16 protein-coding genes, 2 pseudogenes and 1 riboswitch are annotated in these 19,802 nt (G+C 74.5%); of the genes and pseudogenes, 8 read left to right on the top strand and 10 right to left on the bottom strand.

The window, feature by feature from the left end; translation table 11 throughout:
* Nucleotides 1-189 precede the first annotated feature (189 nt).
* The 4 genes from ABZW10_RS07345 (at nucleotide 190) to ABZW10_RS07330 (ending at nucleotide 4,790) form a co-directional block, all read left to right on the top strand.
* Entirely contained in the window at nucleotides 190-1,482 is a 1,293-nt protein-coding gene (locus ABZW10_RS07345) for a molybdopterin-dependent oxidoreductase (protein ID WP_355361539.1), read from the top strand.
* Nucleotides 1,479-1,988 carry a hypothetical protein gene (locus ABZW10_RS07340; protein WP_355361287.1) on the top strand — a complete coding sequence of 170 codons (510 nt, stop codon included), beginning with the start codon at nucleotides 1,479-1,481 and terminating at the stop codon, nucleotides 1,986-1,988. The genes ABZW10_RS07345 and ABZW10_RS07340 overlap by 4 nt, the downstream gene beginning before the upstream one ends.
* 169 nt (nucleotides 1,989-2,157) lie before the next feature.
* The gene (locus tag ABZW10_RS07335) at nucleotides 2,158-3,015 is read left to right on the top strand and encodes an S-methyl-5'-thioadenosine phosphorylase (RefSeq protein WP_355361285.1); all 858 of its coding nucleotides are present in this window, start codon (nucleotides 2,158-2,160) and stop codon (nucleotides 3,013-3,015) included.
* Nucleotides 3,016-3,224: 209 nt separating this feature from the next.
* On the top strand, nucleotides 3,225-4,790 hold the full coding sequence (locus ABZW10_RS07330; protein ID WP_355361283.1) for a glycosyltransferase family 87 protein: 1,566 nt from the start codon (nucleotides 3,225-3,227) through the stop codon (nucleotides 4,788-4,790).
* Between the two features lie 190 nt (nucleotides 4,791-4,980).
* Here ABZW10_RS07330 and ABZW10_RS07325 read toward each other — a convergent pair.
* The 4 genes and pseudogenes from ABZW10_RS07325 to ABZW10_RS07310 all read right to left on the bottom strand — a co-directional run.
* Nucleotides 4,981-5,535: pseudogene (locus ABZW10_RS07325) on the bottom strand (class I SAM-dependent methyltransferase); the annotation flags it as partial.
* A complete protein-coding gene (locus ABZW10_RS07320; RefSeq protein WP_355361537.1) occupies nucleotides 5,502-6,191 on the bottom strand; it encodes a DUF2064 domain-containing protein in 690 nt (229 codons plus the stop codon). The gene ABZW10_RS07320 and the pseudogene ABZW10_RS07325, both read right to left, overlap by 34 nt.
* Nucleotides 6,165-6,842 (bottom strand): annotated as a pseudogene (locus ABZW10_RS07315) (glycosyltransferase family 2 protein); the annotation flags it as partial. The pseudogene ABZW10_RS07315 and the gene ABZW10_RS07320, both read right to left, overlap by 27 nt.
* Before the next feature lie 176 nt (nucleotides 6,843-7,018).
* On the bottom strand, nucleotides 7,019-8,074 hold the full coding sequence (locus ABZW10_RS07310; protein WP_355361281.1) for an NAD-dependent epimerase/dehydratase family protein: 1,056 nt from the start codon (nucleotides 8,072-8,074) through the stop codon (nucleotides 7,019-7,021).
* Nucleotides 8,075-8,111: 37 nt separating this feature from the next.
* On the opposite strand from ABZW10_RS07310, the gene ABZW10_RS07305 reads away from it, so the two are divergent.
* Nucleotides 8,112-8,363 (top strand): hypothetical protein, encoded by a 252-nt coding sequence (locus ABZW10_RS07305; protein ID WP_355361279.1) that lies wholly within the window; start codon nucleotides 8,112-8,114, stop codon nucleotides 8,361-8,363.
* Nucleotides 8,364-8,459: 96 nt separating this feature from the next.
* Here ABZW10_RS07305 and ABZW10_RS07300 read toward each other — a convergent pair whose 3' ends face one another.
* The 4 genes from ABZW10_RS07300 to ABZW10_RS07285 are packed head-to-tail and all read right to left on the bottom strand — an operon-like array spanning nucleotide 8,460 to nucleotide 12,098.
* Entirely contained in the window at nucleotides 8,460-9,200 is a 741-nt protein-coding gene (locus ABZW10_RS07300; protein ID WP_355361278.1) for a (2Fe-2S) ferredoxin domain-containing protein, read from the bottom strand.
* A complete protein-coding gene (locus ABZW10_RS07295) occupies nucleotides 9,197-10,012 on the bottom strand; it encodes an ABC transporter ATP-binding protein (protein WP_355361276.1) in 816 nt (271 codons plus the stop codon). The genes ABZW10_RS07300 and ABZW10_RS07295 overlap by 4 nt, the downstream gene beginning before the upstream one ends.
* Nucleotides 10,009-11,088, bottom strand: coding sequence for an iron chelate uptake ABC transporter family permease subunit (locus tag ABZW10_RS07290; protein WP_355361274.1), 1,080 nt, complete (start codon nucleotides 11,086-11,088; stop codon nucleotides 10,009-10,011). Before ABZW10_RS07290 ends, ABZW10_RS07295 begins: the two co-directional genes overlap by 4 nt.
* Nucleotides 11,085-12,098 (bottom strand): ABC transporter substrate-binding protein, encoded by a 1,014-nt coding sequence (locus ABZW10_RS07285; RefSeq protein WP_355361272.1) that lies wholly within the window; start codon nucleotides 12,096-12,098, stop codon nucleotides 11,085-11,087. The genes ABZW10_RS07290 and ABZW10_RS07285 overlap by 4 nt, the downstream gene beginning before the upstream one ends.
* 52 nt (nucleotides 12,099-12,150) lie before the next feature.
* A riboswitch (cobalamin riboswitch) is annotated at nucleotides 12,151-12,356 on the bottom strand.
* A 123-nt stretch (nucleotides 12,357-12,479) separates the two neighbouring features.
* Between ABZW10_RS07285 and ABZW10_RS07280 the strand changes: the two genes are divergently transcribed.
* On the top strand, nucleotides 12,480-13,598 hold the full coding sequence (locus ABZW10_RS07280; protein ID WP_355361270.1) for a helix-turn-helix transcriptional regulator: 1,119 nt from the start codon (nucleotides 12,480-12,482) through the stop codon (nucleotides 13,596-13,598).
* Between the two features lie 502 nt (nucleotides 13,599-14,100).
* Here the strand turns inward: ABZW10_RS07280 and ABZW10_RS07275 are convergent.
* The gene (locus ABZW10_RS07275) at nucleotides 14,101-14,640 is read right to left on the bottom strand and encodes a hypothetical protein (RefSeq protein WP_355361268.1); all 540 of its coding nucleotides are present in this window, start codon (nucleotides 14,638-14,640) and stop codon (nucleotides 14,101-14,103) included.
* Nucleotides 14,641-14,797: 157 nt separating this feature from the next.
* Between ABZW10_RS07275 and ABZW10_RS07270 the strand changes: the two genes are divergently transcribed.
* Nucleotides 14,798-17,263 carry a BTAD domain-containing putative transcriptional regulator gene (locus ABZW10_RS07270; protein WP_355361266.1) on the top strand — a complete coding sequence of 822 codons (2,466 nt, stop codon included), beginning with the start codon at nucleotides 14,798-14,800 and terminating at the stop codon, nucleotides 17,261-17,263.
* A gap of 113 nt (nucleotides 17,264-17,376) precedes the next feature.
* On the opposite strand, the gene ABZW10_RS07265 is transcribed toward ABZW10_RS07270, so the two are convergent.
* Nucleotides 17,377-17,970, bottom strand: a complete 594-nt coding sequence (locus ABZW10_RS07265; protein WP_355361264.1) for a class I SAM-dependent methyltransferase — start codon at nucleotides 17,968-17,970, stop codon at nucleotides 17,377-17,379.
* 223 nt (nucleotides 17,971-18,193) lie between these two features.
* Here ABZW10_RS07265 and ABZW10_RS07260 point away from each other — a divergent pair, with 223 nt between their 5' ends.
* Nucleotides 18,194-19,735, top strand: coding sequence for a M1 family metallopeptidase (locus ABZW10_RS07260; RefSeq protein WP_355361262.1), 1,542 nt, complete (start codon nucleotides 18,194-18,196; stop codon nucleotides 19,733-19,735).
* The last annotated feature ends 67 nt before the right edge of the window (nucleotides 19,736-19,802 follow it).

The following is a 19,802-nucleotide window of genomic DNA, read 5'->3' as shown; positions in this document are numbered from 1 at the left end:
GGCCCCGAGCGGGAGCCCGGGCCGGTTCCGGCACCGCAGCCCTCCGCGGGCGAGCCGGCCGCCGGACCCCCACCGTCGCCGCCGCGGCCCGACCAGCCTCCGGAGCCGTCACGCGGCCACACCGTGGAAGGACGACGGCCGGCCCCCCGCGCGCTGACGCGCACAGCTCCCCGGCCCAGGGGCTCCCGCCTGCACGCCGCGCTCGCCGGAGGACCGCCACCCGGGCCCGCGCGCCCGGAGTTCTGGCGCAGCCCCTTGCGCGGCCCCTGGATCACCTCGGTGTTCGGCCTGGTACTGCTGTTCGGGATCACGGTGATGTTCGTGACCGGGCTGCTGTCCTACGCCGCCTACAATCCCGACCTCGCCGCGGTCAACGACCAGACGCCGGACAAGGGCCGGCTCGGCTTTTACCTCTTCTCCTGGCCGACCAGTCCCAGCTGGCTCTACCGGCTGAACCAGGGGATCCACGTGACCCTCGGCGTCGTGCTGATCCCGGTCCTGCTGGCCAAGCTCTGGTCGGTCATCCCCAGGCTCTTCTCCTGGCCCCCGCTCCGCTCGCCCGCCCAGGCGGTCGAGCGCCTGTCGCTGCTGCTCCTGGTCGGCGGCGCACTGTTCGAGTTCGCCACAGGCGTCCTCAACATCCAGTTGCACTACATCTTCCCCGGCTCCTTCTACACCCTGCACTTCTACGGCGCGTGGGTCTTCATCGGCGCCTTCGTCGTCCACGTGGTGTTCCGCATCCCGGTCGCGGTCCGGGCGGTGCGCGGCCGACGCCTGCGCACCGAACTGCGCACGGGCGCCGCCGACACGCTGCCCGAGCCGCTCGACGCCACCGGCCTGGTCTCCCCGAGTCCCGCCCCCGCGACCGTCTCCCGGCGCGGAGCCCTCGCCGTGGTCGGTGCGGGCTCCCTGACGCTGTTCGCGGTGACGGTCGGCCAGAGCATCGGCGGATGGTGGCGCAGGACCGCGCTGCTCGCCCCGCACGGCCAGGAGCCCGGCACCGGCCCGAACGGTTTCCAGATCAACAAGACCGCCGCCGACGTCGGCATCCGCCCCGCCGACATCGGCCCCGACTGGCGCCTGACCGTCCGCGGCCCCGGCCGCGAAGCCGTCCTCACCCTGGACCAGCTGAGGCGCCTGCCGCAGACCACCGCGGCCCTGCCCATCGCCTGCGTCGAGGGATGGTCCACCCCCGACCAGGACTGGACCGGCGTCCGGTTGACCGACCTGGCCGCGCTCGTCGGCCTGACCGACGGCCCACCGGACGTCTTCGTGGAGTCCGTCCAGCGCGGCGGGTCCTTCAGCTCCACCGTCCTGCGCGACAACCAGGTCCGCGACGCCCGGTCCCTGCTGGCCCTGCGCGTCAACGGCGCCGACCTCTCGCCCGACCACGGCTACCCGGCCCGGATCATCGTTCCCGCCAACCCTGGTGTCCACAACACCAAATGGGTCACCCGTCTCACCTTCGGAGCCACCGGATGACCCGCCTCGGCGGATTCCGCGAGCGCTACGGTGCCTCCCCCCTGCACCTGCTCCTCGTCGTGTGCTCCTTCGCCCTGGCCCTGTACGCCGGGATCCGCCTCCTCGAGGGCGATCCGCTCGGGGTCGCGATCTGGTTCGTCGGGGCCGCGCTGCTCCACGACCTGGTCCTGCTGCCGCTCTACACGCTCACCGACCGGGCCGCCCAGGCCCTGACCGGCGTCCGCGGGGCTCCGGTGAGCGGGACGCACCGGACGCCGGCGGTCAACTACGTCCGTGTCCCCGCCTTCCTCTCGCTGCTGCTGCTGGTCGTCTGGTACCCGCTCGTCCTGCGCCGTGTCCCCGGCTACCACTCGGCCACCGGCCTGGATCCCGAGGTCTTTCTCCGACGCTGGCTGCTGCTGACCGCGGCGTTCTTCGCCTGTTCGGCGCTCTGCCTGCTCGCCGCGACGGTCCGGCGGCGGCCGGGCGGACCCCGCCGCGAGCCGGCGGTGGCAGAACCCGAGTAGGCGCCGGGACCGGCCGCGAGGATGCGCCTCCCGGGTGCTCGCTGTTCGACCGCCGTCCAGCCCGCGGTGCGGGAACCTTCGTGATGCGTCAGGCATGGCGTCCGGGTTCCGGCACGGTCCGTTCCTACAGTTGCCGGGAGGTTGTTCCCGAGAAGAGAGGTGGACCGGGATGACGGTCGACCAGGACGTCCTGTTGAGCGCCGAGGTGGGCGTCATCGGCGGCTCCGGGCTCTACGAGTTGCTGGACGACGTGACCGAGGTGCGGGTGGAGACCCCGTACGGCGAACCGAGCGACCGGGTGTTCCTGGGAGAGGTGGCCGGCCGCCGGGTCGCGTTCCTGCCCCGGCACGGGCGCGGCCACCGGCTTCCCCCGCACCGGATCAACTACCGCGCGAACCTGTGGGCGCTGCACACGCTGGGCGTGCGGACGGTGGTCGCGCCCTGCGCGGTGGGCGGGCTGCGCCCGGAGTACGGGCCGGGCACGCTGCTGGTGCCCGACCAGTTCGTGGACCGGACCTCGGGGCGCCCGCAGACCTTCTACGACGGCCTGCCGCTGCCGGACGGCGTGGTGCCGGAGGTGGTGCACGTGTCCATGGCCGACCCGTACTGCCCGGCGGGGCGGGAGGCGGTGCTGGGGGCCGCCCGGGAGGCGGCCTGGGCGCCGGTGGACGGCGGCACGCTGGTGGTGATCGAGGGCCCGCGCTTCTCCACCCGCGCCGAGTCCCGCTGGTTCACGGGCAACGGCTGGTCGGTGGTCGGCATGACGGGACATCCGGAGGCCGTACTCGCCCGTGAACTCGGGCTCTGCTACACCTCACTGGCCCTGGTCACGGATCTCGACGCCGGGGTGGAACGCGGTGCGGGCGTCACCCACGGTGAGGTGCTGAAGGAGTTCGCCCGCAACGTCGACCGACTGCGGACCGTGCTGTTCAAGGCGGTGGAACGGCTGCCGCTGGTGCGTGAGTGCCCCTGCCCGCACGCCTTGGACGGTCTCACGACCGGTCTTCCCGGGGTACCCGGCGTCTGACGGCCCGCCCCGGCGCAGGAACGGCGGGGAGCGGGTGGCGGCGGCGGGTGGTGGTGGCGGGCGGCCAGGGCGCCGGGAATCGCATCCCACCCGTCCGTCGAAGCACCCCGGCACGTCCCCCCCCCCGTGGCTTTCGACGCGCCGACGGAACCCGAACGGCGGCCTCGCCACCGGGGCTGCGAGGCTTCGCCGGTGGGAGGGTGGGCAGCGTGATCGACCGTACCGTTCCGTCCTGCGCCCTCGCGCTCGCGGCCCTGGTCACCGCTCTGGCGCTGACCGTCACCGACGACGGCTCCGTACCGCTCCCCGGTTGGTACCTCCTCGACGCGGCCCTCTTCGCGGTCGCGGTGCTGCTGCTGCGCGGGGTGCCCGGCCGACGGGTCGCGCCGCTGGTCCTGGCCGGCAGCGCGGCCGTCGCCGCCGTCGGACTGCTGGCTCCGCCGCGCACCAGCGACGACGCCTACCGCTACGTCTGGGACGGCCGGGTCCAGGCCGCCGGGATCTCGCCCTACGCCCACACCCCGGACGATCCGGTGCTCGCCCGGCTGCGTGATCCGGGACTCTTCCCGGCGGGTGACGGCTGCACGGGCTGGGACGAGCGGCGCACCACCGCCGGGGACTGCACCCGGATCAACCGCCCGGCTGTGCACACCGTCTATCCTCCGGTGGCGCAGGCCTGGTTCGCCGTGGTGCACCCGTTCGGCGGTGGGGTCCGCGGGATGCAGGCCGGCGGCGCGGTGCTGGCGGTGGCGACGACCGCCCTGCTGCTGAGGGTGGGGCGGGAACAGCGGCGGGCCGCGCTGTGGGGGTGGTTCCCCGGCGTGGCCGTGTGGGCGGTCAACGACGCGCACGTGGACACGCTCGGAGCCCTGCTGACGGTCGCCGGGCTCGGCTGCGCGGCGCGCGGGAGGGCCGTGCGAGGGGGGCTCCTCCTGGGCGGCGCGGTCGCGGCCAAGTTGCTGCCGGCCCTGGTCCTCCCCGGCGCGCTGTCGGGCCTGCCGGCCGGGCGTCCGTCTCGGAAGCACGTCCTGCTGGTCGGATCGGCGCTCGGCGCTTTCGCCCTGTCCTACCTCCCGTACGTCGTGGTCTCGGGCACCTCGGTCCTGGGCTACCTGCCGGGCTACCTGAAGGAGGAGGGCTACGAGCAGGGCCACATCGACCGGTTCGGGTTGCTGCGGCTGGTGCTGTCCGACCGCCTTGCGCCGTGGGCGGCGGCGCTCGTCCTGGCAGCGGTGGTGGTCCGGGTCCTCCGGCGCGGCGACCGGTGCCGGCCGTGGGCCGGAGCGCTCCTGGTGACGGGTACGGCGCTGTTGCTGGTCTCGCCCACCTACCCGTGGTACGGGCTCCTGGTGGTCGCGTTGGTGGCGCTCGACGGCCGCTGGGAGTGGCTGGCCGTCCCGGCCGCCGGACAGGCGCTCTACCTGACGGCGGGCCAGGAGGCACAGCGACTCGCCTACGGGACGGCCCTGTGCGTCGTCCTCCTGGTCCCGTTGCTGCGCCGGTACCGGGTGGGGCGGGCAGCCGCGGTGGCGGGGGCCGGCAACCGGCGGACCTCTGACGCGATGGCGGCCGACCCTGGCGGGGCCGCGGCCGTCCCGGTCGAGCCGCCGGTGCCGGCGGACCCGGACCCGCTGCCGTCGGGGTGGCGGACGGTCTCAGCGGGCGGGTGCGTCGCACCTGCGCAGGGCGAGGAAGTGCCGGCCGTGGGAGGTCCACCGTTCCGCCTCGACGAGCCCGGCACCGCAGGCCCGCCGCACGGCGGCCCTGGCCCCTAGGGCCTCTCTTTCGGATCACGTCGGACAAGCGGGCGTCGTTGGAGTGCGTGCATCGGCGGCGCGGAGGAGGGAGTCCATGCGGAGCATCGGCGACGGACGACAAGTCGGCGAGGTGCGTGCTCCGGCGGCGACCGCCCGGCGTGATCCGAAAGAGAGGTCCTGGGCGCGCCCAGGCGAAGGGCGGCCCGAGTCGCCCGTCCAGGCCCTCGACCCGGACGGTGACGCGCTCGTCGACCTCGCGCGGCTCGACCTCCGTCAGCAGCAGCCCGTCCGGCGCGATCAGCTCGGCCGCGCGCCGCAGCAGGGCCTCGGGGTTCCCTCCGATTCCTAGGTTGCCGTCCGCCAGCAGGGCCGCGCCCCAGCGGCCCTCGGCGGGAAGCCGGTCGAACACCGACCGGCACAGGGCCGCACCGCCGATCCGCAGGGTGCGGGTGACGGCCGCGGGTGTGACATCCACACCGAGCGCCGGGACACCCACAGCGAGGAGCGCGGCGACCAGGCGGCCGGGCCCGCAGCCGAGGTCCACGACCGGCGCGGACAGGTGGAAGCAGCGCATCAGGAGGCTGTGGTCGCCGCCGGCGGCCGGTGCGCACCAGCGCTCGATGTCGAGCGGGATCCGGCGCCCGTCGGCGTCGCGCAGCCACAGCGGACCGCGTCCGGTGCGGACGGCGTCGGCGAACGGGTCGTCGATCCATGCCGTCGAGGTGCCTGTCAACCCGCCACCTCGGGGGCTGCCCGGAAGGATCGCAGGCTGGCGGCGAACCGGCTCCGCGGCGCCTGGGAGGCGACCAGCCGGGCGTCCTCGATGGTGTCCACATCGGTGGCTTCGGGCAGGGTGTGCACCGTCAGGCCAGCCGTCCCGAGCCGGTCGAGGAGTACCTGCCCGGTGTCCGGGGCCGACATCGGCACCCCCAGGAGGAGCCGGCGGGCGAGGTCCTCGGTCGGCCGGGCCAGGCCGAGAGCCCAGAAACCGCCGTCCGACGCGGGCCCGAACCAGGCGTCCGCCCCGGCCCGGCCCATCGGTGAGAGCGGCTCGGCGAGGGTGGCCGCGTTCAGCTGCGGAGTGTCCATGCCCACCAGCAGCGCGGGCGCGTCCGGGGCCAGCCGGGCCGCGTGCCCGAAGGCCGCCGCCAGCCGCACATCCAGCCCGCCGCCGCTCTGCGGAAGCACGTGCCACCCCGGCGGCAGCCAGCCGCCCGGTTCGCCGTCCAGGACCAGCAGGCGCCGCCCGGCCGGTACGGTCGACAGGGTGTGCAGTGTGTCGGACAGCGCGGCCTCGGCCAGTGCCGCCGCCTGCCGGGGCGTGCATGCCGGGACGAGCCTGGTCTTCACCCGGCCCGGTACGGGCGATTTGGCGATGACCAGCAGGGTGGGCGGCGGGGCGGCCAGCACGGCCCGCATGTCCCGGACCGCCTGCCTGGTGCCGCGCACCGTGCCGGTGACCTTCGACCGGCCCGCGCGCGGCAGGTAGTCGACCGGCGTCTCGATGATCCGCATCCCGGCGGCCGAGGCGGCGAGCACCATCTCCAGCGGGTACCCCGAGCGGCGGTCGCCCAGACCCAGCGCCAGCAGGCGTTCCCGTCGGGCGGCCCGCATCGGGCCCAGGTCGTGCAGCGGGGCGCCGGTGCGCGCCCGCAGCCGGCGGGCCAGCACGGTGTTGGCGAGCCGCGCGTGCGCGGGCCAGGCGTTCATGGTCACCGGCCGACGGCGGCCGAGGACCAGGTCTGCCTGGCCCTCGGTCACCGGAGTGGTGACCCGGGGCAGTTGGGCGGGATCGAGCGAGCCGTCGCAGTCGAGGAAGCAGACCAGCTCGGCGGTGGCGGCGAGGAGCCCGGCATGACAGGCGGCGCCGAATCCGCGCCGGAACTCCTCGACCACGGTCGCTCCCAGCGATCGGGCGACTTCGGCCGAGCCGTCCTGCGAACCGTTGTCCACGACGATCGCCCGCCAGCCCGGAGGGACGCGCCCGAGCACCCAGGGCAGTGCCTCGGCCTCGTCGAGGCAGGGCAGGATGACGTCGACACCGGATGAACGAGGGGTAACGGAGGTCACGCCGCCCACGCTAAGGGTGTGCCGGCCCGGGATGGTGGTGCCGCTTCCTCGCGGAAGCCGAACGTCCCGCCGACGGCCCACCCGGGCACCGTCGTGGCCACCCGGGCGTGACCGCGTGGACAGCGTGACGGACGGTTGCTGCCCGGGGAACGCCCTGCCGCCCGCCGGAGCCGGCCTCAGACCCGCAGCGGTGCGGCGGCGAAGTCCGCCATGCCCTGGTCGAACGGCACACGAGGCAGCCAGTCCAGCTCGGCGCGCAGCCGGTTCGAGTCGGCGGTGACGTGCCGCACGTCGCCGAGCCGGTACTCGCCCGTCACCGTCGGCGCCGGACCGCCGTAGGCCGAAGCCAGCGTGGCCGCCATCTCACCGACGGTGCGCACCTCGCCGCTGCCCACGTTGTACGCCCGGACGCTGCCCGGCGGCCGGTCACCCACGGCCGCCAGCGCCGCGAGGTTCGCGGCGGCGACGTCGTCGACGTGGACGAAGTCCCGGCGCTGGCCGCCGTCCTCGAAGACCCGGGGCGCCTCGCCCCGGGCGAGGGCCGACCGGAAGAGCGACGCCACCCCCGCGTACGGGGTGTCGCGCGGCATCCCGGGGCCGTACACGTTGTGGTAACGCAGCGTCAGCAGGGTTCCTCCGCAGACACGTGCCCAGGCAGCGCAGAGGTGTTCCTGCCCGAGCTTGGTCACCGCGTAGACGCTGCGCGGATCGGCCGGTGCGCTCTCCGCGACCAGGCCCGGCCGCAGGGGGGCACCGCAGACCGGGCAGGGCGGCTCGAACCGTCCGGCGTCCAGATCGGCGGGCCGCCGCGGCCCCGGTGCCACCTCGCCGTGCTTCGCACAGTGGTAGCGCCCTTCCCCGTAGACCACCATGGATCCGGCCAGGACCAGCCGCCGGACGCCGGTCCGCACCATCGCGGCCAGCACCACCGCCGTACCGAGGTCGTTGCAGCCGACGTACTGCGGTGCGTCCTGGAGGTCCAGTCCCAGGCCGACCATCGCCGCCTGGTGACAGACCGCGTCCACCCCGGCGAGCGCCTCCTCGACGGTCGCCGCGTCCCGGACGTCACCGCGCCGGAAGTCGGCATCCGCGGGCAGCGCGGGCGCCCTCCCGGTCGGATGGACCGCGGGCAGCAGGGCGTCCAGGACACGCACGCGGTGTCCGGCCGCGACCAGGGCTCGTACCACGGCGGCGCCGATGAAGCCGGCGCCGCCGGTGACCAGGATTCTCATGCCGCCGACGCTAGCGGCCGATCGGATCCGCGGCCCGGTGACACGGGACGGTGTCACTGATCGGCAGGACGCGGGTACCGCCCGCCCCGTAACGGCGGCCGGTGCTCGGCAGCACGGCGGGGACGGGTGGAGCGGGGCGGTTCTCGTCCGGCTCACCGGCCGCGACCGCCGGCGCGTCACCGACGCCGAGGCCATCGCCCGCCTCGCCGGCGAACCCGGTCAGCGGCACGGCGGCGTCGGCATCGTCGTCGTCAGCTCCACCGCGCACTGGCGGTCCCCGATCGCGTGAGCCCCTCCGCGCCGCCGTCTGCCTGGCTGCGCAGGTCGGCGCGGGTGGATCGCGGTGAGCCGGTCATGGAGTTCGCCCCGATCCTGGTGATCGCGATCAGCCGTGGTGGTCCGCCTGCTCCCTCTTGTGGCGGGGGAGCCGGTGGGACTCCACCGGTCGGCCGTCGGCGAGGTGTTCGGTGACGATGCGGCCGGCGGCGGCCGGGTCGATCCTCCCGTACCAGATGTCGTCCGGCTGGACGCTGACGACGGGGGCCTGGTTGCAGGGGAACTGGCACCCCGTCTGGGTGACGAGCACGTCGTCGTCGCCGAGGCCCTGTTCGGTCAGCTTCTGTACCAGGGCGCGTAGCCCCTCCTCCGCGCCCTTGGCCGTGCAACGCGGGCCGCGGCACACCAGGACCTGGTGCCGGTGACCGGGGACGTCCTCCCAGGCCGCGGAGGTGAGGCCGGGCTCCTCGCCGGTGATGGCCTTCGTCGCCGCGGCCACGGTGGCGACCGCGTCCGGCGAGTCGGCGAGGCGGGTCGCGACGAGGAGTTCGGGGCGGTGGCCCGCGCGTTCGCGCCACCAGTACGCGGCGATCCGCCGCAGCCAGGACTGGGCGGGGCCGGACGCCGCGAGGCGGACGCCGATCACGACCACGGTCGCGGCGCCCGCGTCGGCCAGCCTGGTCAGCTCGGCCGACAGGGAGGGGTCCGCCTGCTGCAGGAACGCGATCGAGGCCCGGTGCGAGGCGGCCGTGCGGAGAAGTTCGTCACGGCGCACGGCCTCCCCGGCCGACATGCCGACCAGGAGCACGGCGCTGCGGCGGGCGGGGGCGCCCGGGACCGGGGAGGTCATGGTGCTGTCCTTTCGTGGAGCAGTCCGTTCCACCGGATGTGCGGTCGGTCGTGCCGGGGGTGTCGTTCCACGGTGGCGTCGACGCCGTAGACGTCCGCGATCATCGACGAGGTGAGCACGTCGGAGCCGGGCCCGTGGGCGACCAGCCGGCCGTCGAGCAGGACGGCGACCTCGTCGCAGTAGGCGGCGGCGAGTTCGAGGTCGTGCAGCGCGGCCACCGTGGTGATGCCCAGCCCGCGCACGGTGCCGAGGAAGGCGAGTTGGTGGCGCAGGTCGAGGTGGTTGGTGGGCTCGTCGAGCAGGAGCACCCCGGGCTCCTGCACCAGCGCCCGCGCGAGCTGGACCCGCTGGCGCTCGCCGCCCGACAATGTCGGCCAGGACCGGTCGAGCAGGTGGCCGACATCGGCCGCCGCGACGGCACCGGCGAACACCGCCCGCTCGTGGGCGTCGGCGGCGGCGTCCGCCGGCACGGGCCAGCGGCCGCGGTGCGGGGTGCGTCCGAGGTCGATGACCTGACGGGCCGACAGCGACAGCCGGGTGTCCGCCTGCTGCTCCATGAAGGCCACCTGGCGTGCTCGCCGGCGGGCCGTGAGCGCGTGGAGGTCCTCGCCGTCCAGGAGGACCCGTCCCGCGCTCGGCCGGGTCAGTCCGGAGACCGCGCGCAGCAAGGTGGTCTTCCCGGCGCCGTTGGGTCCGAGCAGACCGGTGACCCGGCCGGGGGCGAACGCGAGCGAGACCTCGTCGAGCAGCGTGGCTCCGCCGATGCGCACACGAAGTCCCTCCGCGCGCAGCCCGGCGGGCGTCGCCGTCACTGACCGCTCCCGTCGGCCCGCCCCTGGCGCCACAGCAGCCAGGCGAAGAAGGGCGCTCCGAGCCCGGCCGTGATGACGCCGACGGGGATCTCCCGGTCGGGGAGGACCGAGCGCGCCACGATGTCGCTGCCCACCAGGAGGGAAGCGCCCACCAGCGCCGACACGGGCAGCAGGAGGGCGTGGCGCGGGCCGCAGACGAGCCGGACCACGTGCGGTACGACCAGGCCGAGGAAGCCGATGACGCCGGTGCTGGCGACCAGGCACGCGGTCACCAGCGCGGCGGTGGCGACGAGGAGCCAGCGGGTGCGCTCGACGTGGACGCCGAGGGAGCGGGCGGCGGTCTCGCCGAAGGCGAAGGCGTCCAGGTCGCGGGCCGAGGAGGCCAGGACCGTGACACCCGCCAGCGCGACCGCGGTCAGGAAGACGGCGGTGGGCCACCGCACGCCGGCGACCGAGCCCAGCGTCCACTCCATGACACCGCGCGCCGCGTTGCGGTCCCCGAGGACCAGCACGACGAACGAGGTGTAGGCCCCGCACATCTGTCCCACGGCGATGCCGGCGAGCACGGTCCGGGTGGTCGGCAGCGACCGGGTGCGCGCGCCGGCCAGTGCCAGCACGACGACGGCGGCGATCAGGGCACCGGCGAAGGCCGCCGTCGCCACCGCGCCGGTGCCCACGGCGCCGGACACGCCGACGCCGAGCACGATCACGGTGACCGCGCCGGCGGCGGCTCCGTCCGAGATCCCGAGCAGGAAGGGATCGGCCAGGTCGTTGCCGGTCAGCGTCTGCAACACCGCGCCGCAGACCGCGAGGCCGGCGCCGGTGGCGGCCGCTCCCAGGACCCGGGGCAGCCGCAGCTGCCAGACGATCTGGTCGTCGAGCAGCGTCACCTGCGGGTCGCCCAGCCCGAGACGGCGCACCACGACATCGATCACCGTCCGGACCGGCTCGTGGTGCGAGCCCACGGCCAGGCCGAGGAGCACGGTGGTCAGCAGCAGGGCCGCGGCGACGGCCAGGGCCGCCGCCGCGCGGCCCGGACCGGCGGACCGTACGGCGCTGCGGGCTGCGGTGGTCATGAACCCGGGCGCAGCTCGGCCAGCCCCTCGGACACCCGGGCGGCGCCGTCGGCGAGCCGCACGCCGGGGGTCGACTCCGAGAACGGCACCACCACGAAGGCCTTGCGCTGCACGGCGGTGAGCCTGCTCAGCACCGGGTCGTTCTCCAGGTAGTCGATCTTGGACTGGGCCGTGTCCGAGTCGGCGTCCGCGAGCACGATGGCGTCCGGGTCCGCGGCGACGACCTTCTCCCAGCTCACGTTCTGCCAGCTGCCGGGCAGGTCGCCGAAGACGTTGCGGGCGCCCACGGCGTCGAGCACGAGCTGAGGTCCGCCGTGGCCGGCGCCGACGTAGGGCGTCTTGGTGTCGGAGTCGAACCAGAGGATCTTCAGGTCCTTGCCCGCGGCCGCCGCCGTGAACCGGGCCAGCTGCTGCTCCTGCTGGCGCTGGATCTCGGTGGCCCGCTCCGCGACGCCGAAGACCTTGGCGACGTCGTTCAGTTCGCCCCACATCGCCTGCCAGGTCGTCGGCGGCACCTGGCTCTTGTCCGAGCAGCCGAACGGGGACAGGTACGACGGGATGCCCTGGCCGCGCAGCTCCTCCCGGGTGCCCGCGACCTTGTCGGTGAACGCGCTGGAGTAGGAGGCGTACAGGAAGCCGGGACGGGCCGCGAGGAGCTTCTCCTTGGTCGGATAGCCCTTGGAGAGCACCGGAACGGAGTCGTAGGCCGCCTTCCACTTCTCCGGGACGGCGTCGTCGAGGTAGGCGGTGCCGGCCATGCGGGACTGCAGGCCGAGGGCCAGGGCCACCTCGGTGGCACCCTGGTTGAGCGTCACCAGCCGGTCGGGCGGAGCGCCGACCGTCACGGTGGTCCCGCAGTTGTCCACGCTGACCGGCTCGGCACTTCCGGTCGTCGCACTGGACGCGACGGGCGCGGGGGCGCCCGCGCAGGCGCTGAGCACGCCGGTGAACAGGACGGCCGCGACCGTCCGGCCGACACGCGTCGGGCCTGCGGGGCGTGCGGAACGCATGGATCGGAACGGGCGCGGCAGAGCGCTGGGCACGTGTTCTCCAAAACCCTCGTGGAACATGTCGCGCCGTGGCCGGTCTCCTGGCTTCCGCATCGACACACCGCAGCCGACCTTCCCGGGCGGCTCTTCCAGCCCGCCCAGTGGTCCTGACCGCTGGCAGAGCCGGTCAGCGAGGGCCGCGGTACTCCGCGGCAACAGTGGCGAGGGCCGCACCGGACTCAGACCGGTTTCCCGAACACCATGGCGATTGCAAGGTATCAGGCGTGGTCAGGTCGGTGCCGGCCGGCACCTGGCGCGACTGCCGCACTTCCTCGGTCGGTGGCGACCGGCGACGTCCCAGGACTGTGGGGAGTACGCCAACTTCGGCCCTATGGTAAAGAGATGACCTCATTCCGCGACAGGGAACGCCGCATGATGGGAGAGATCGACGATCTGGCGGCGGCGAAGCTTCCGCTCGAACAGTTCTTCCGGCAGCTCCTCACCGTCCTCGGGCCCGCTCTCGGATCCGAAGCGGGCTGCCTGCACGGGGCCGATCCGGTCACCGGCTTCCTGACCTCCACCGTTGCCGAGGGCCTGCAGCCGACCGCCTTCGAGCACGCCATCCGGTTGGAGATGTGGTCCGACGACACCACCCGGTTCGTCGACATCCGGGCCGCCGGCCGCGTCGTGGAGACCGTCCACCGCGCCACCGGTGGCCGCCCCGAACGCAGCGTGCGCTACCGGGAGCTGCTCGCCGAGTTCGGACTGGGCGACGAGCTGCGGATGAACTTCGACGTCGGCGGCGGGCGGTGGGGAGCCGCCGCCTTGATGCGCGAGGCCGGTTCGGCGCCCTTCGGCGCGCGCGAGCAGAGACTGGCCGAACGGGCCGCCCGGGCGGTGGCCGCCGCCCTTCGCGACTATGCGCTGCCCGCCGCGGGCGGCCCTGACGGACAGGACGTCCGAGCGGACCCGCAGGACGGACCGTACTGGCTCGGGGTCGCCGTCATCGGCCCCACCGGTCAGCTCACCTCCGCGGACTCCGGGGCCCGGCAGCTGTTCGAGGAACTCTCCGAGCCGCAGTACCGCCCCGCCGGAGTACCGACCGCGCTGGTCTACCTCTCGGAGCGGGCCCGCACCCACGTGCCCTCCGCGAACGCGGGCGCCCACGCCTGGGCCCGGCTGCGCCGTCCCAGCGGCCAGTGGCTCGCCGTCCGCGCCTCGCTGCTCGACCAGAGCCCGCGGGGCAGCGTCGCCCTGGTCGCCCAGCCCGCGAGCCCGGTCGACGTCATCCCGCTGTCCCTGCTGGCACACCGGTTCTCCCCCCGCGAGCAGGAGGTGGTGCTCCAGGCAGTACGGGGCCTGAGCACCAGGGACATAGCCCACCGGCTCTTCCTGAGCCCGGCCACCGTCCAGGACCACCTGAAGTCGGCCTTCACCAAGACCGGCGTCCGCAGCCGCCGCGAACTCGTCGCGCTCCTCGCGGCCCCGTACACCGCCGGACTCGGCCGTCCCCCGGCCTGACGCCCCCACCCGGCCGGTCCCGCCCCGGAACCCGGCACGCGCCCGGACAGCACGCGGGCCCCAGGTCACTGACCTGGGGCTTGGTCGTTGAGCGGTCCGCAGCAGGTCGTCCTCCTACCACAGGGAAGAGGCGTCGCGCCCCCTGCAAACCTGGGATGTCACCGGTCGCCGCCGGATGGGAGGGTCTGTCCCGGCGCCGCCCCTGCGACGGGGTCCGCCCCGCACCCATGACACCTTCCCGGCAGAGGAGTTCCTGCCCCGTGCCACGCGCCCCTCACCCCGGAGTCCCCGCCGGCCGACGAGACCCCCGCCCTGCCTCCCGTACCGCCGAGGAACCCCGAACGCCGGACGGCCCGGCCACCCGAGGGTGACCGGGCCGCTCGTACGGGAGCCCTCACGCCGTGCCCCGAGGGCTCCGGGCCGGCACCGGCACCGGCACCGTAGGCGGTACCGCCGGGCGGACTGCCCACCGCCCCGCCCGGCCGTCACCACCGCGCCGCCGTCAGTTCCAGGGGTTGGCCTGCTGGTCGTTGATGGCGGTCCAGAAGCGGGCGTTGGGGCTGATGTTGCCGTACGCCCAGAAGCTCCACCCGCCGACGTACTCCAGGTTCGGGCCGTAGCGGCCGTCGTGGAACTCGGCCTGGCGCCAGCCGATGCCGAAGGACGCCTGGCAGACGCTGTTCGCGGCGGCCTGGCTGTTCAGTCGCGAGCCCTTCACCGGCTGGCTGAGCGCGACGGTGCCGCCGGACCAGCCGCTGTAGAAGCCGATGCTGATGCCGTCCGGCGCCGGGCTGTCGTCCACGTTGATGCAGAGGACCGGCAGCGAGACGGACGGCAGGGTGTCGCCGTTGTACGGGTCGCTCGGCGTCGAGTGCTGGGGGCCGCCGACCTGGACGGTCCCGTCCGGGCCCGTCGCGAGCACCTGCCAGGTCATCCCCTTGTGGGTGGCCGGTCCGGCGGCCTGCGCGGTGCTCGCCGAGAGGGGTACGAGGGCCAGGCCGAGTGCGACGGCCAGGGCCGCGGCCTGCTTCATGCGCTTCATCCAACTGCTCCTTGAGTGTGGGGGAGCCGGCCCAGCGGGGCCGGTGGGAGAAGACTCCCAACCGGATGCACAAAGTCGACACGAGTCCGTCATGAAATGGTCACAAGCCTCGAAGGTGCCCGGGCGCCTCGACGTCGGCCAACCACGGGAGGGACACATGGAGTTCAAGATCCTGGGGCCACTGGAAGTGTGGGCCGACGACGGTCGGCGGACCCGGACGGAGGGCGCCAAGCAGGAGCGGATGCTCGGCACCCTGCTGCTGAACGCCGGGGCCGTCGTCCCGGTGGCCCGCCTGGTCGACGCGGTCTGGGACGACGAACCGCCGGCCACGGCCCACCGCCAGGTGCGGAACCTCGCCGGGCTGCTGCGGCGCAAGCTCGCCGCCGCGCACGACGGGTCGCCGGTGCTGCTCACCGACGGCCCCGGCTACCGGATCGCACCGGACGGCCACCAGGTGGACGCCCTGACCTTCGCCCACCGGGTGTCGGTGGCGCGCCGGCTGGCCGAGCGCGGCGAACCCGCCGCAGCCGTCCAGGAGTTCCGGTCGGCGCTCGGCCTGTGGCGCGGCCCGGTGCTGGACGGGCTGTCCGGCAGCCTGCTGGCGGCCGGCTCGGTGGCACTGAACGAACTGCGGCTCACCGCCTGGGAGAACTGCCTGGACCTGGAGGCCGAACTCGGCCGGCACCGGCAGACCGTCCCGGAGCTGACCGCGCTGGTCGCCGAACACCCGCTCCGGGACCGCTTCGTGACACAGCTCGTCCGGGCCCTGCACCGGGCGGGCCGACAGGCCGACGGGCTCGCCGCCTACCGCCGGTTCGCGCGACAGCTGGCCGACGAACTCGGCCTCGATCCCGGACCGGAACTCCAGGTGCTGCACCAGGAGTTGCTGAAGGGCGGGCCCGCCCCGGCGGTGCGCTCGCCCGGGACCCGGCAGCAGGTGCCCAGGCCCGCCCAACTGCCGCCCGCGCTGGCCACCTTCGTCGGACGGAGGGCGGAACTCGCCGTCCTGGACGGCCTCGCCGACCCGGCCGGCCCGGTCGTCGCCGCCGGCATCGGCGTGGTGACCGGCGGCGCCGGGACGGGCAAGACCGCCCTCGCCGTGCACTGGGCGCACCGGGTCCGCGAGCGCTTCCCCGACGGTCAGCTCCACCTCGACCTGCGCGGGTACGCCTTCGGCCCGCCGCTGGCCCCGTACGAGGCGCTGGCCCGCTTCCTTCGGGCCCTCGGCACCGACCGCGAGCAGATACCCGGCACCATCGACGAGTGCGCCGCCCTGTACCGGTCGCTGCTCGCCGACCGCAGGGTGCTGGTACTGCTCGACAACGCCCGCAACGCCGAGCAGGTCCGCCCGCTGCTGCCCGGTTCGGCGGGCTCGCTGGCCCTGGTGACCAGTCGGGACGGGCTGGCCGGGCTCACCGCCTGCGACGGCGCCCGGCGGCTGGTGCTCGACGTCCTGCCCCAGCCCGAAGCCGTCGAAGTGCTCGCCCGGATCACCGGCGTCGACCGCACCCGCGCCGAACCCCGCGCCGCCGCCGAACTCGCCGCCGCCTGCGGTCACCTGCCGCTCGCCCTCGGCATCGCCGCGGGCCGCCTCGCGGAACGACCCCACCGCACCCTGGTGGACCACGCCGCCGAACTGCGCGACGCGGAGGACCGTCTCACCGCGCTCCAGATCGACGGCGACGCCACCTCGGCCGTCCGGGCCGCCTTCGACCTCTCCTACCGCGCCCTGCGACCCACCGCCCAGCGGCTCTTCCGACTCCTGGGCCTGGCCCCCGGCAGCCGCATCAGCACGGCCGCGGCCGCCGCGCTCTCCGGCTCGGCCCCCGCCGCGACCGGGCCGGTGCTCGAACACCTCGCCGCCGCCCATCTGCTCAACCCCGCCGGCCCGGACCGCTACCGCCTGCACGACCTGCTGCGCTGCTACGCCGCCGAACGCGCCACCGCCGAAACCGGTCCCGCCGACCGCGCCGCCGCCCGGGAACGCCTCTGCTCCTGGTACCTGCACCACGCGGAGGCGGCGGCCCGCCTGCTCACCCCGCAGCGTCGGCGCCTGCCGCTCACCGCCGCCGGCCCCTGGTACGAGCCGCCGGGCTTCACCACCCCGGCCGAGGCACGGCAGTGGTGCGAGAGCGAGCACCCCCAGCTGATGGAGACCGTCCGGTACGCCGCCGAGCACGGCCTCGACGGCCACGCCTGGCAGCTGCCCGTGGCGCTCTGGGGCCACTTCCAGGCCGGCCCGTACCTGGCGGACTGGATGGCGGCGGACCGGTCGGCGGTCGCGGCGGCCCGCCGGATCGGTGACCGCGGCGGCGAGGGCCACGCCCGCAACGACCTGGCCACCGCCCTGAGCGCGCAGGGCCGGCACGAACCCGCCCTCGGCGAACTGCGCACGGCCCGCGCGCTGCTGGCCTCGGTCGGCGACCGCGCGGGCGAAGCCCACGTGCTCGGGAACCTGGGCCACCAGAGCCTGCTCACCGAGCAGTACGAGGCCGCCACCACCTACTTCCGCGAGGCCCTCGCGATACTGCGGGAACAGCCCCCGCAGAGCCGCGACGAGCGGGCGATCGACAACTGCGAGGCCGGCCTGGCCATGGCCGGCCGGTTGTGGCCTGTCCGATAGATGATCACCTGGCCGGGACGCGGCGCCGGCGTCCGGCGGCGAGGCGGCGTGGTCATGGTGGGGGAGTCGTCCTGGAGGTCTCCCGGGGGGCGGCCCCGGGAGACGGGGGAACCCTAGGCGCGGCTCAGGACCCAGACGCCGTAGGTGTCGTTCGCGGGATGCAGCTGGTAGGTGCCCGCTCGCAGGTCGACCCGCAGTCCGGCGGCGGCCAGATCCGCCTCGAACTCGGCCGCGGTGTAGTTCCTGGCGTGCGGCGGCGGGTCCTGCAGGTGGAAGCCGACCAGGATCCGGCCGTTCTCGCCGAGCACGTCGCGCATCGCGCCCAGCGCCCTGCGCTCCGTACCCTCGGCGAGGTAGACGAGGACGTTGCCCACGCAGACGACCAGGTCGAACGGGCCGTCCTCGGGACCGAGGCCGAGAATGTCGCGTTCCTCGATCGGCAGCCCGGGGTAGGTCTCCCGGGCCTGCCGGACCAGGGCCTCGTCGGGCTCGATCGCGACCACGTCGTGCCCCCGGCGCAGGAGGGCCGCGGCCACCCGGCCCATGCCGGCGCCGGCGTCGAGCACCCGGGCGCCGCGCCGCAGGAGCGTGTCGGCGAGCCGGGCCTCGCCGTCGACGTCCTCGCCGGCGGCGATGAGCTCGGCGAACCGTTTGCCGAAGCTCCCGCTCTGCCCCGCCTCCTGCCAGCGGGTTCGCCGCGTCGTCATCGGTATCGGTTCTCCGGGTGGCGGCGTGATCCTGTCCATGTCCGCATCCTAGAACCACGGCCCCGACGTCGGTCGCGGCGCCGAGGCGCCCGCCCACGTGCGCCGACGGGAGGGGCGCCGCCGGGGCCTCTTCATGAAGTTCTCACCATCGGGGAGTAGCGGGGCGGTCGCCGGGACAAGGATCGGTTCGACCCGATCGTTCCGGTGATCCCTGGAGGACCACGTGCGCAAGAGGTTGATCGCTTCTGCCGCCGGTGCCCTGAGTCTGTTCCTGGCCGTCCCCGCCTCGGCTTCCGGCTTCCAGCCGGGTGCGGACGGCCTGGGGGACCCGTACTACCCCACCCTCGGCAACGGTGGGTACCGCGTCTCGCACTACGACGTGCGGCTGAAGTACCAGCCCGCCACCGACGAGCTGGAGGGCACGACGACCATCCTGGCCACGGCCACCCAGAACCTCTCCCGGTTCAACCTCGACTTCGCGCTGAGGGTCTCCGAGGTCCGGGTCAACGGGCGGCTCGCCACCTTCGCCACCAGCGGCGATCAGGAGCTGGAGATCACTCCGGCCCGGCCGCTGGCCAGAGGATCCCAGGCCACCGTGGTGGTGCGCTACAAGGACGTGCCGTCGACCGTGGAGAAGTACGGCGGCTACACCGCCTGGCGCCGCACCCCGGACGGCGCGGTGGTGGCCGGCGAGCCCGTGTCGGCGGGCTGGTGGTTCCCGAGCAACGACCACCCGAGCGACAAGGCGACCTTCGACGTCTCGGTGCTGGTGCCGGACGGCACCCAGGTGGTCAGCAACGGCGTGCTGACCGGCACCGCCTCGCGGGCGGGCTGGACCCGCTACAACTGGCGCGAGGACAAGCCGCAGGCCACCTATCTGGCGACGCTGGCGATAGGGAAGTTCGACATCAGCCAGGACACCACGGCCAGTGGGCTGCCGGTCTACAACGCCTACAGCAAGGACCTCGGGGCGAACGCGGGCGCGGCCCGGGCGAGCGTGGAGCGCACCGGCGAGCTGGTGGACTGGCTGAGCGGCTACTTCGGCGCCTACCCGTTCAGCTCGGTCGGCGGCGTCGTGCCCAACGTCCGGAGCAGCGGAGGCCTGGAGACCCAGACGCGGGTCTTCTACGGGCCCGGGCTGTTCGCGCGGGGATCCAACACGTCGGTCGTCGTGCACGAGTTGGCCCACCAGTGGTACGGCGACAGCGTCTCGCTCTCCCGCTGGAGCGACATCTGGCTGAACGAGGGCTTCGCCCAGTACGCGCAGTTCCTCTGGTCCGAGCACGAGAACGAGGGCACCGCGCAGGAGCTGGCCGACTACATCTACGCCTTCTACCCGGCCGACGACCCGTTCTGGAGCGTCAAGCCGGGCGACCCGGGAGAGGAGAACCAGCTCTCCGACGCGGTCTACCAGCGCGGCGCGGTCGCCATTCAGGCGCTGCGCAACGCCGTCGGGGACGAGACGTTCTTCCGGATCCTGAAGGGCTGGCCCACCGAGCGCCGCTACGGCAACGCCACCATTGCGGAGTTCCAGGCGTACGCGGAGAAGGTCTCCGGCCGGAACCTCGGCGACCTGCTGAACACCTGGCTGTTCACCCCGGGCAAGCCCGCCACCGGCCCGGTGCCGAACGGGACCGCGGCCGCCGCGTCGCCGGGTGCGGGCGCGGGTGCGGCGGCGGATCGGGGTGACGGGCGGCGGCCGGCGGAACCGAAGTCCTGGCGGAAGATCCAGGACGCCAACTCCGTTCACGCGGACCGGAAGTGACGGGATCGCCGTGAGGAGCCGGCGGTCCGCGCGTACGGCGCGGACCGCCGACCCGGCCGGGCGGCGA

The sequence above is a fragment of the Kitasatospora sp. NPDC004723 genome, assembly GCF_040609255.1.
Lineage (GTDB): Bacteria > Actinomycetota > Actinomycetes > Streptomycetales > Streptomycetaceae > Kitasatospora.
This window is presented reverse-complemented; position numbering and strand designations above follow the sequence as displayed.

Bases quoted from the DNA above. Each gene is read 5' to 3' on its own strand.
- ABZW10_RS07340 (WP_355361287.1), top strand. From the start codon at position 1,479: ATGACCCGCCTCGGCGGATTCCGCGAGCGCTACGGTGCCTCCCCCCTG.
- ABZW10_RS07335 (WP_355361285.1), top strand. From the start codon at position 2,158: ATGACGGTCGACCAGGACGTCCTGTTGAGCGCCGAGGTGGGCGTCATC.
- ABZW10_RS07320 (WP_355361537.1), bottom strand. From the start codon at position 6,191: ATGCGGGCCGTGCTGGCCGCCCCGCCGCCCACCCTGCTGGTCATCGCC.
- ABZW10_RS07310 (WP_355361281.1), bottom strand. From the start codon at position 8,074: ATGAGAATCCTGGTCACCGGCGGCGCCGGCTTCATCGGCGCCGCCGTG.
- ABZW10_RS07300 (WP_355361278.1), bottom strand. From the start codon at position 9,200: ATGACCTCCCCGGTCCCGGGCGCCCCCGCCCGCCGCAGCGCCGTGCTC.
- ABZW10_RS07290 (WP_355361274.1), bottom strand. From the start codon at position 11,088: ATGACCACCGCAGCCCGCAGCGCCGTACGGTCCGCCGGTCCGGGCCGC.
- ABZW10_RS07285 (WP_355361272.1), bottom strand. From the start codon at position 12,098: ATGCGTTCCGCACGCCCCGCAGGCCCGACGCGTGTCGGCCGGACGGTC.
- ABZW10_RS07280 (WP_355361270.1), top strand. From the start codon at position 12,480: ATGACCTCATTCCGCGACAGGGAACGCCGCATGATGGGAGAGATCGAC.
- ABZW10_RS07275 (WP_355361268.1), bottom strand. From the start codon at position 14,640: ATGAAGCGCATGAAGCAGGCCGCGGCCCTGGCCGTCGCACTCGGCCTG.
- ABZW10_RS07270 (WP_355361266.1), top strand. From the start codon at position 14,798: ATGGAGTTCAAGATCCTGGGGCCACTGGAAGTGTGGGCCGACGACGGT.
- ABZW10_RS07265 (WP_355361264.1), bottom strand. From the start codon at position 17,970: ATGACGACGCGGCGAACCCGCTGGCAGGAGGCGGGGCAGAGCGGGAGC.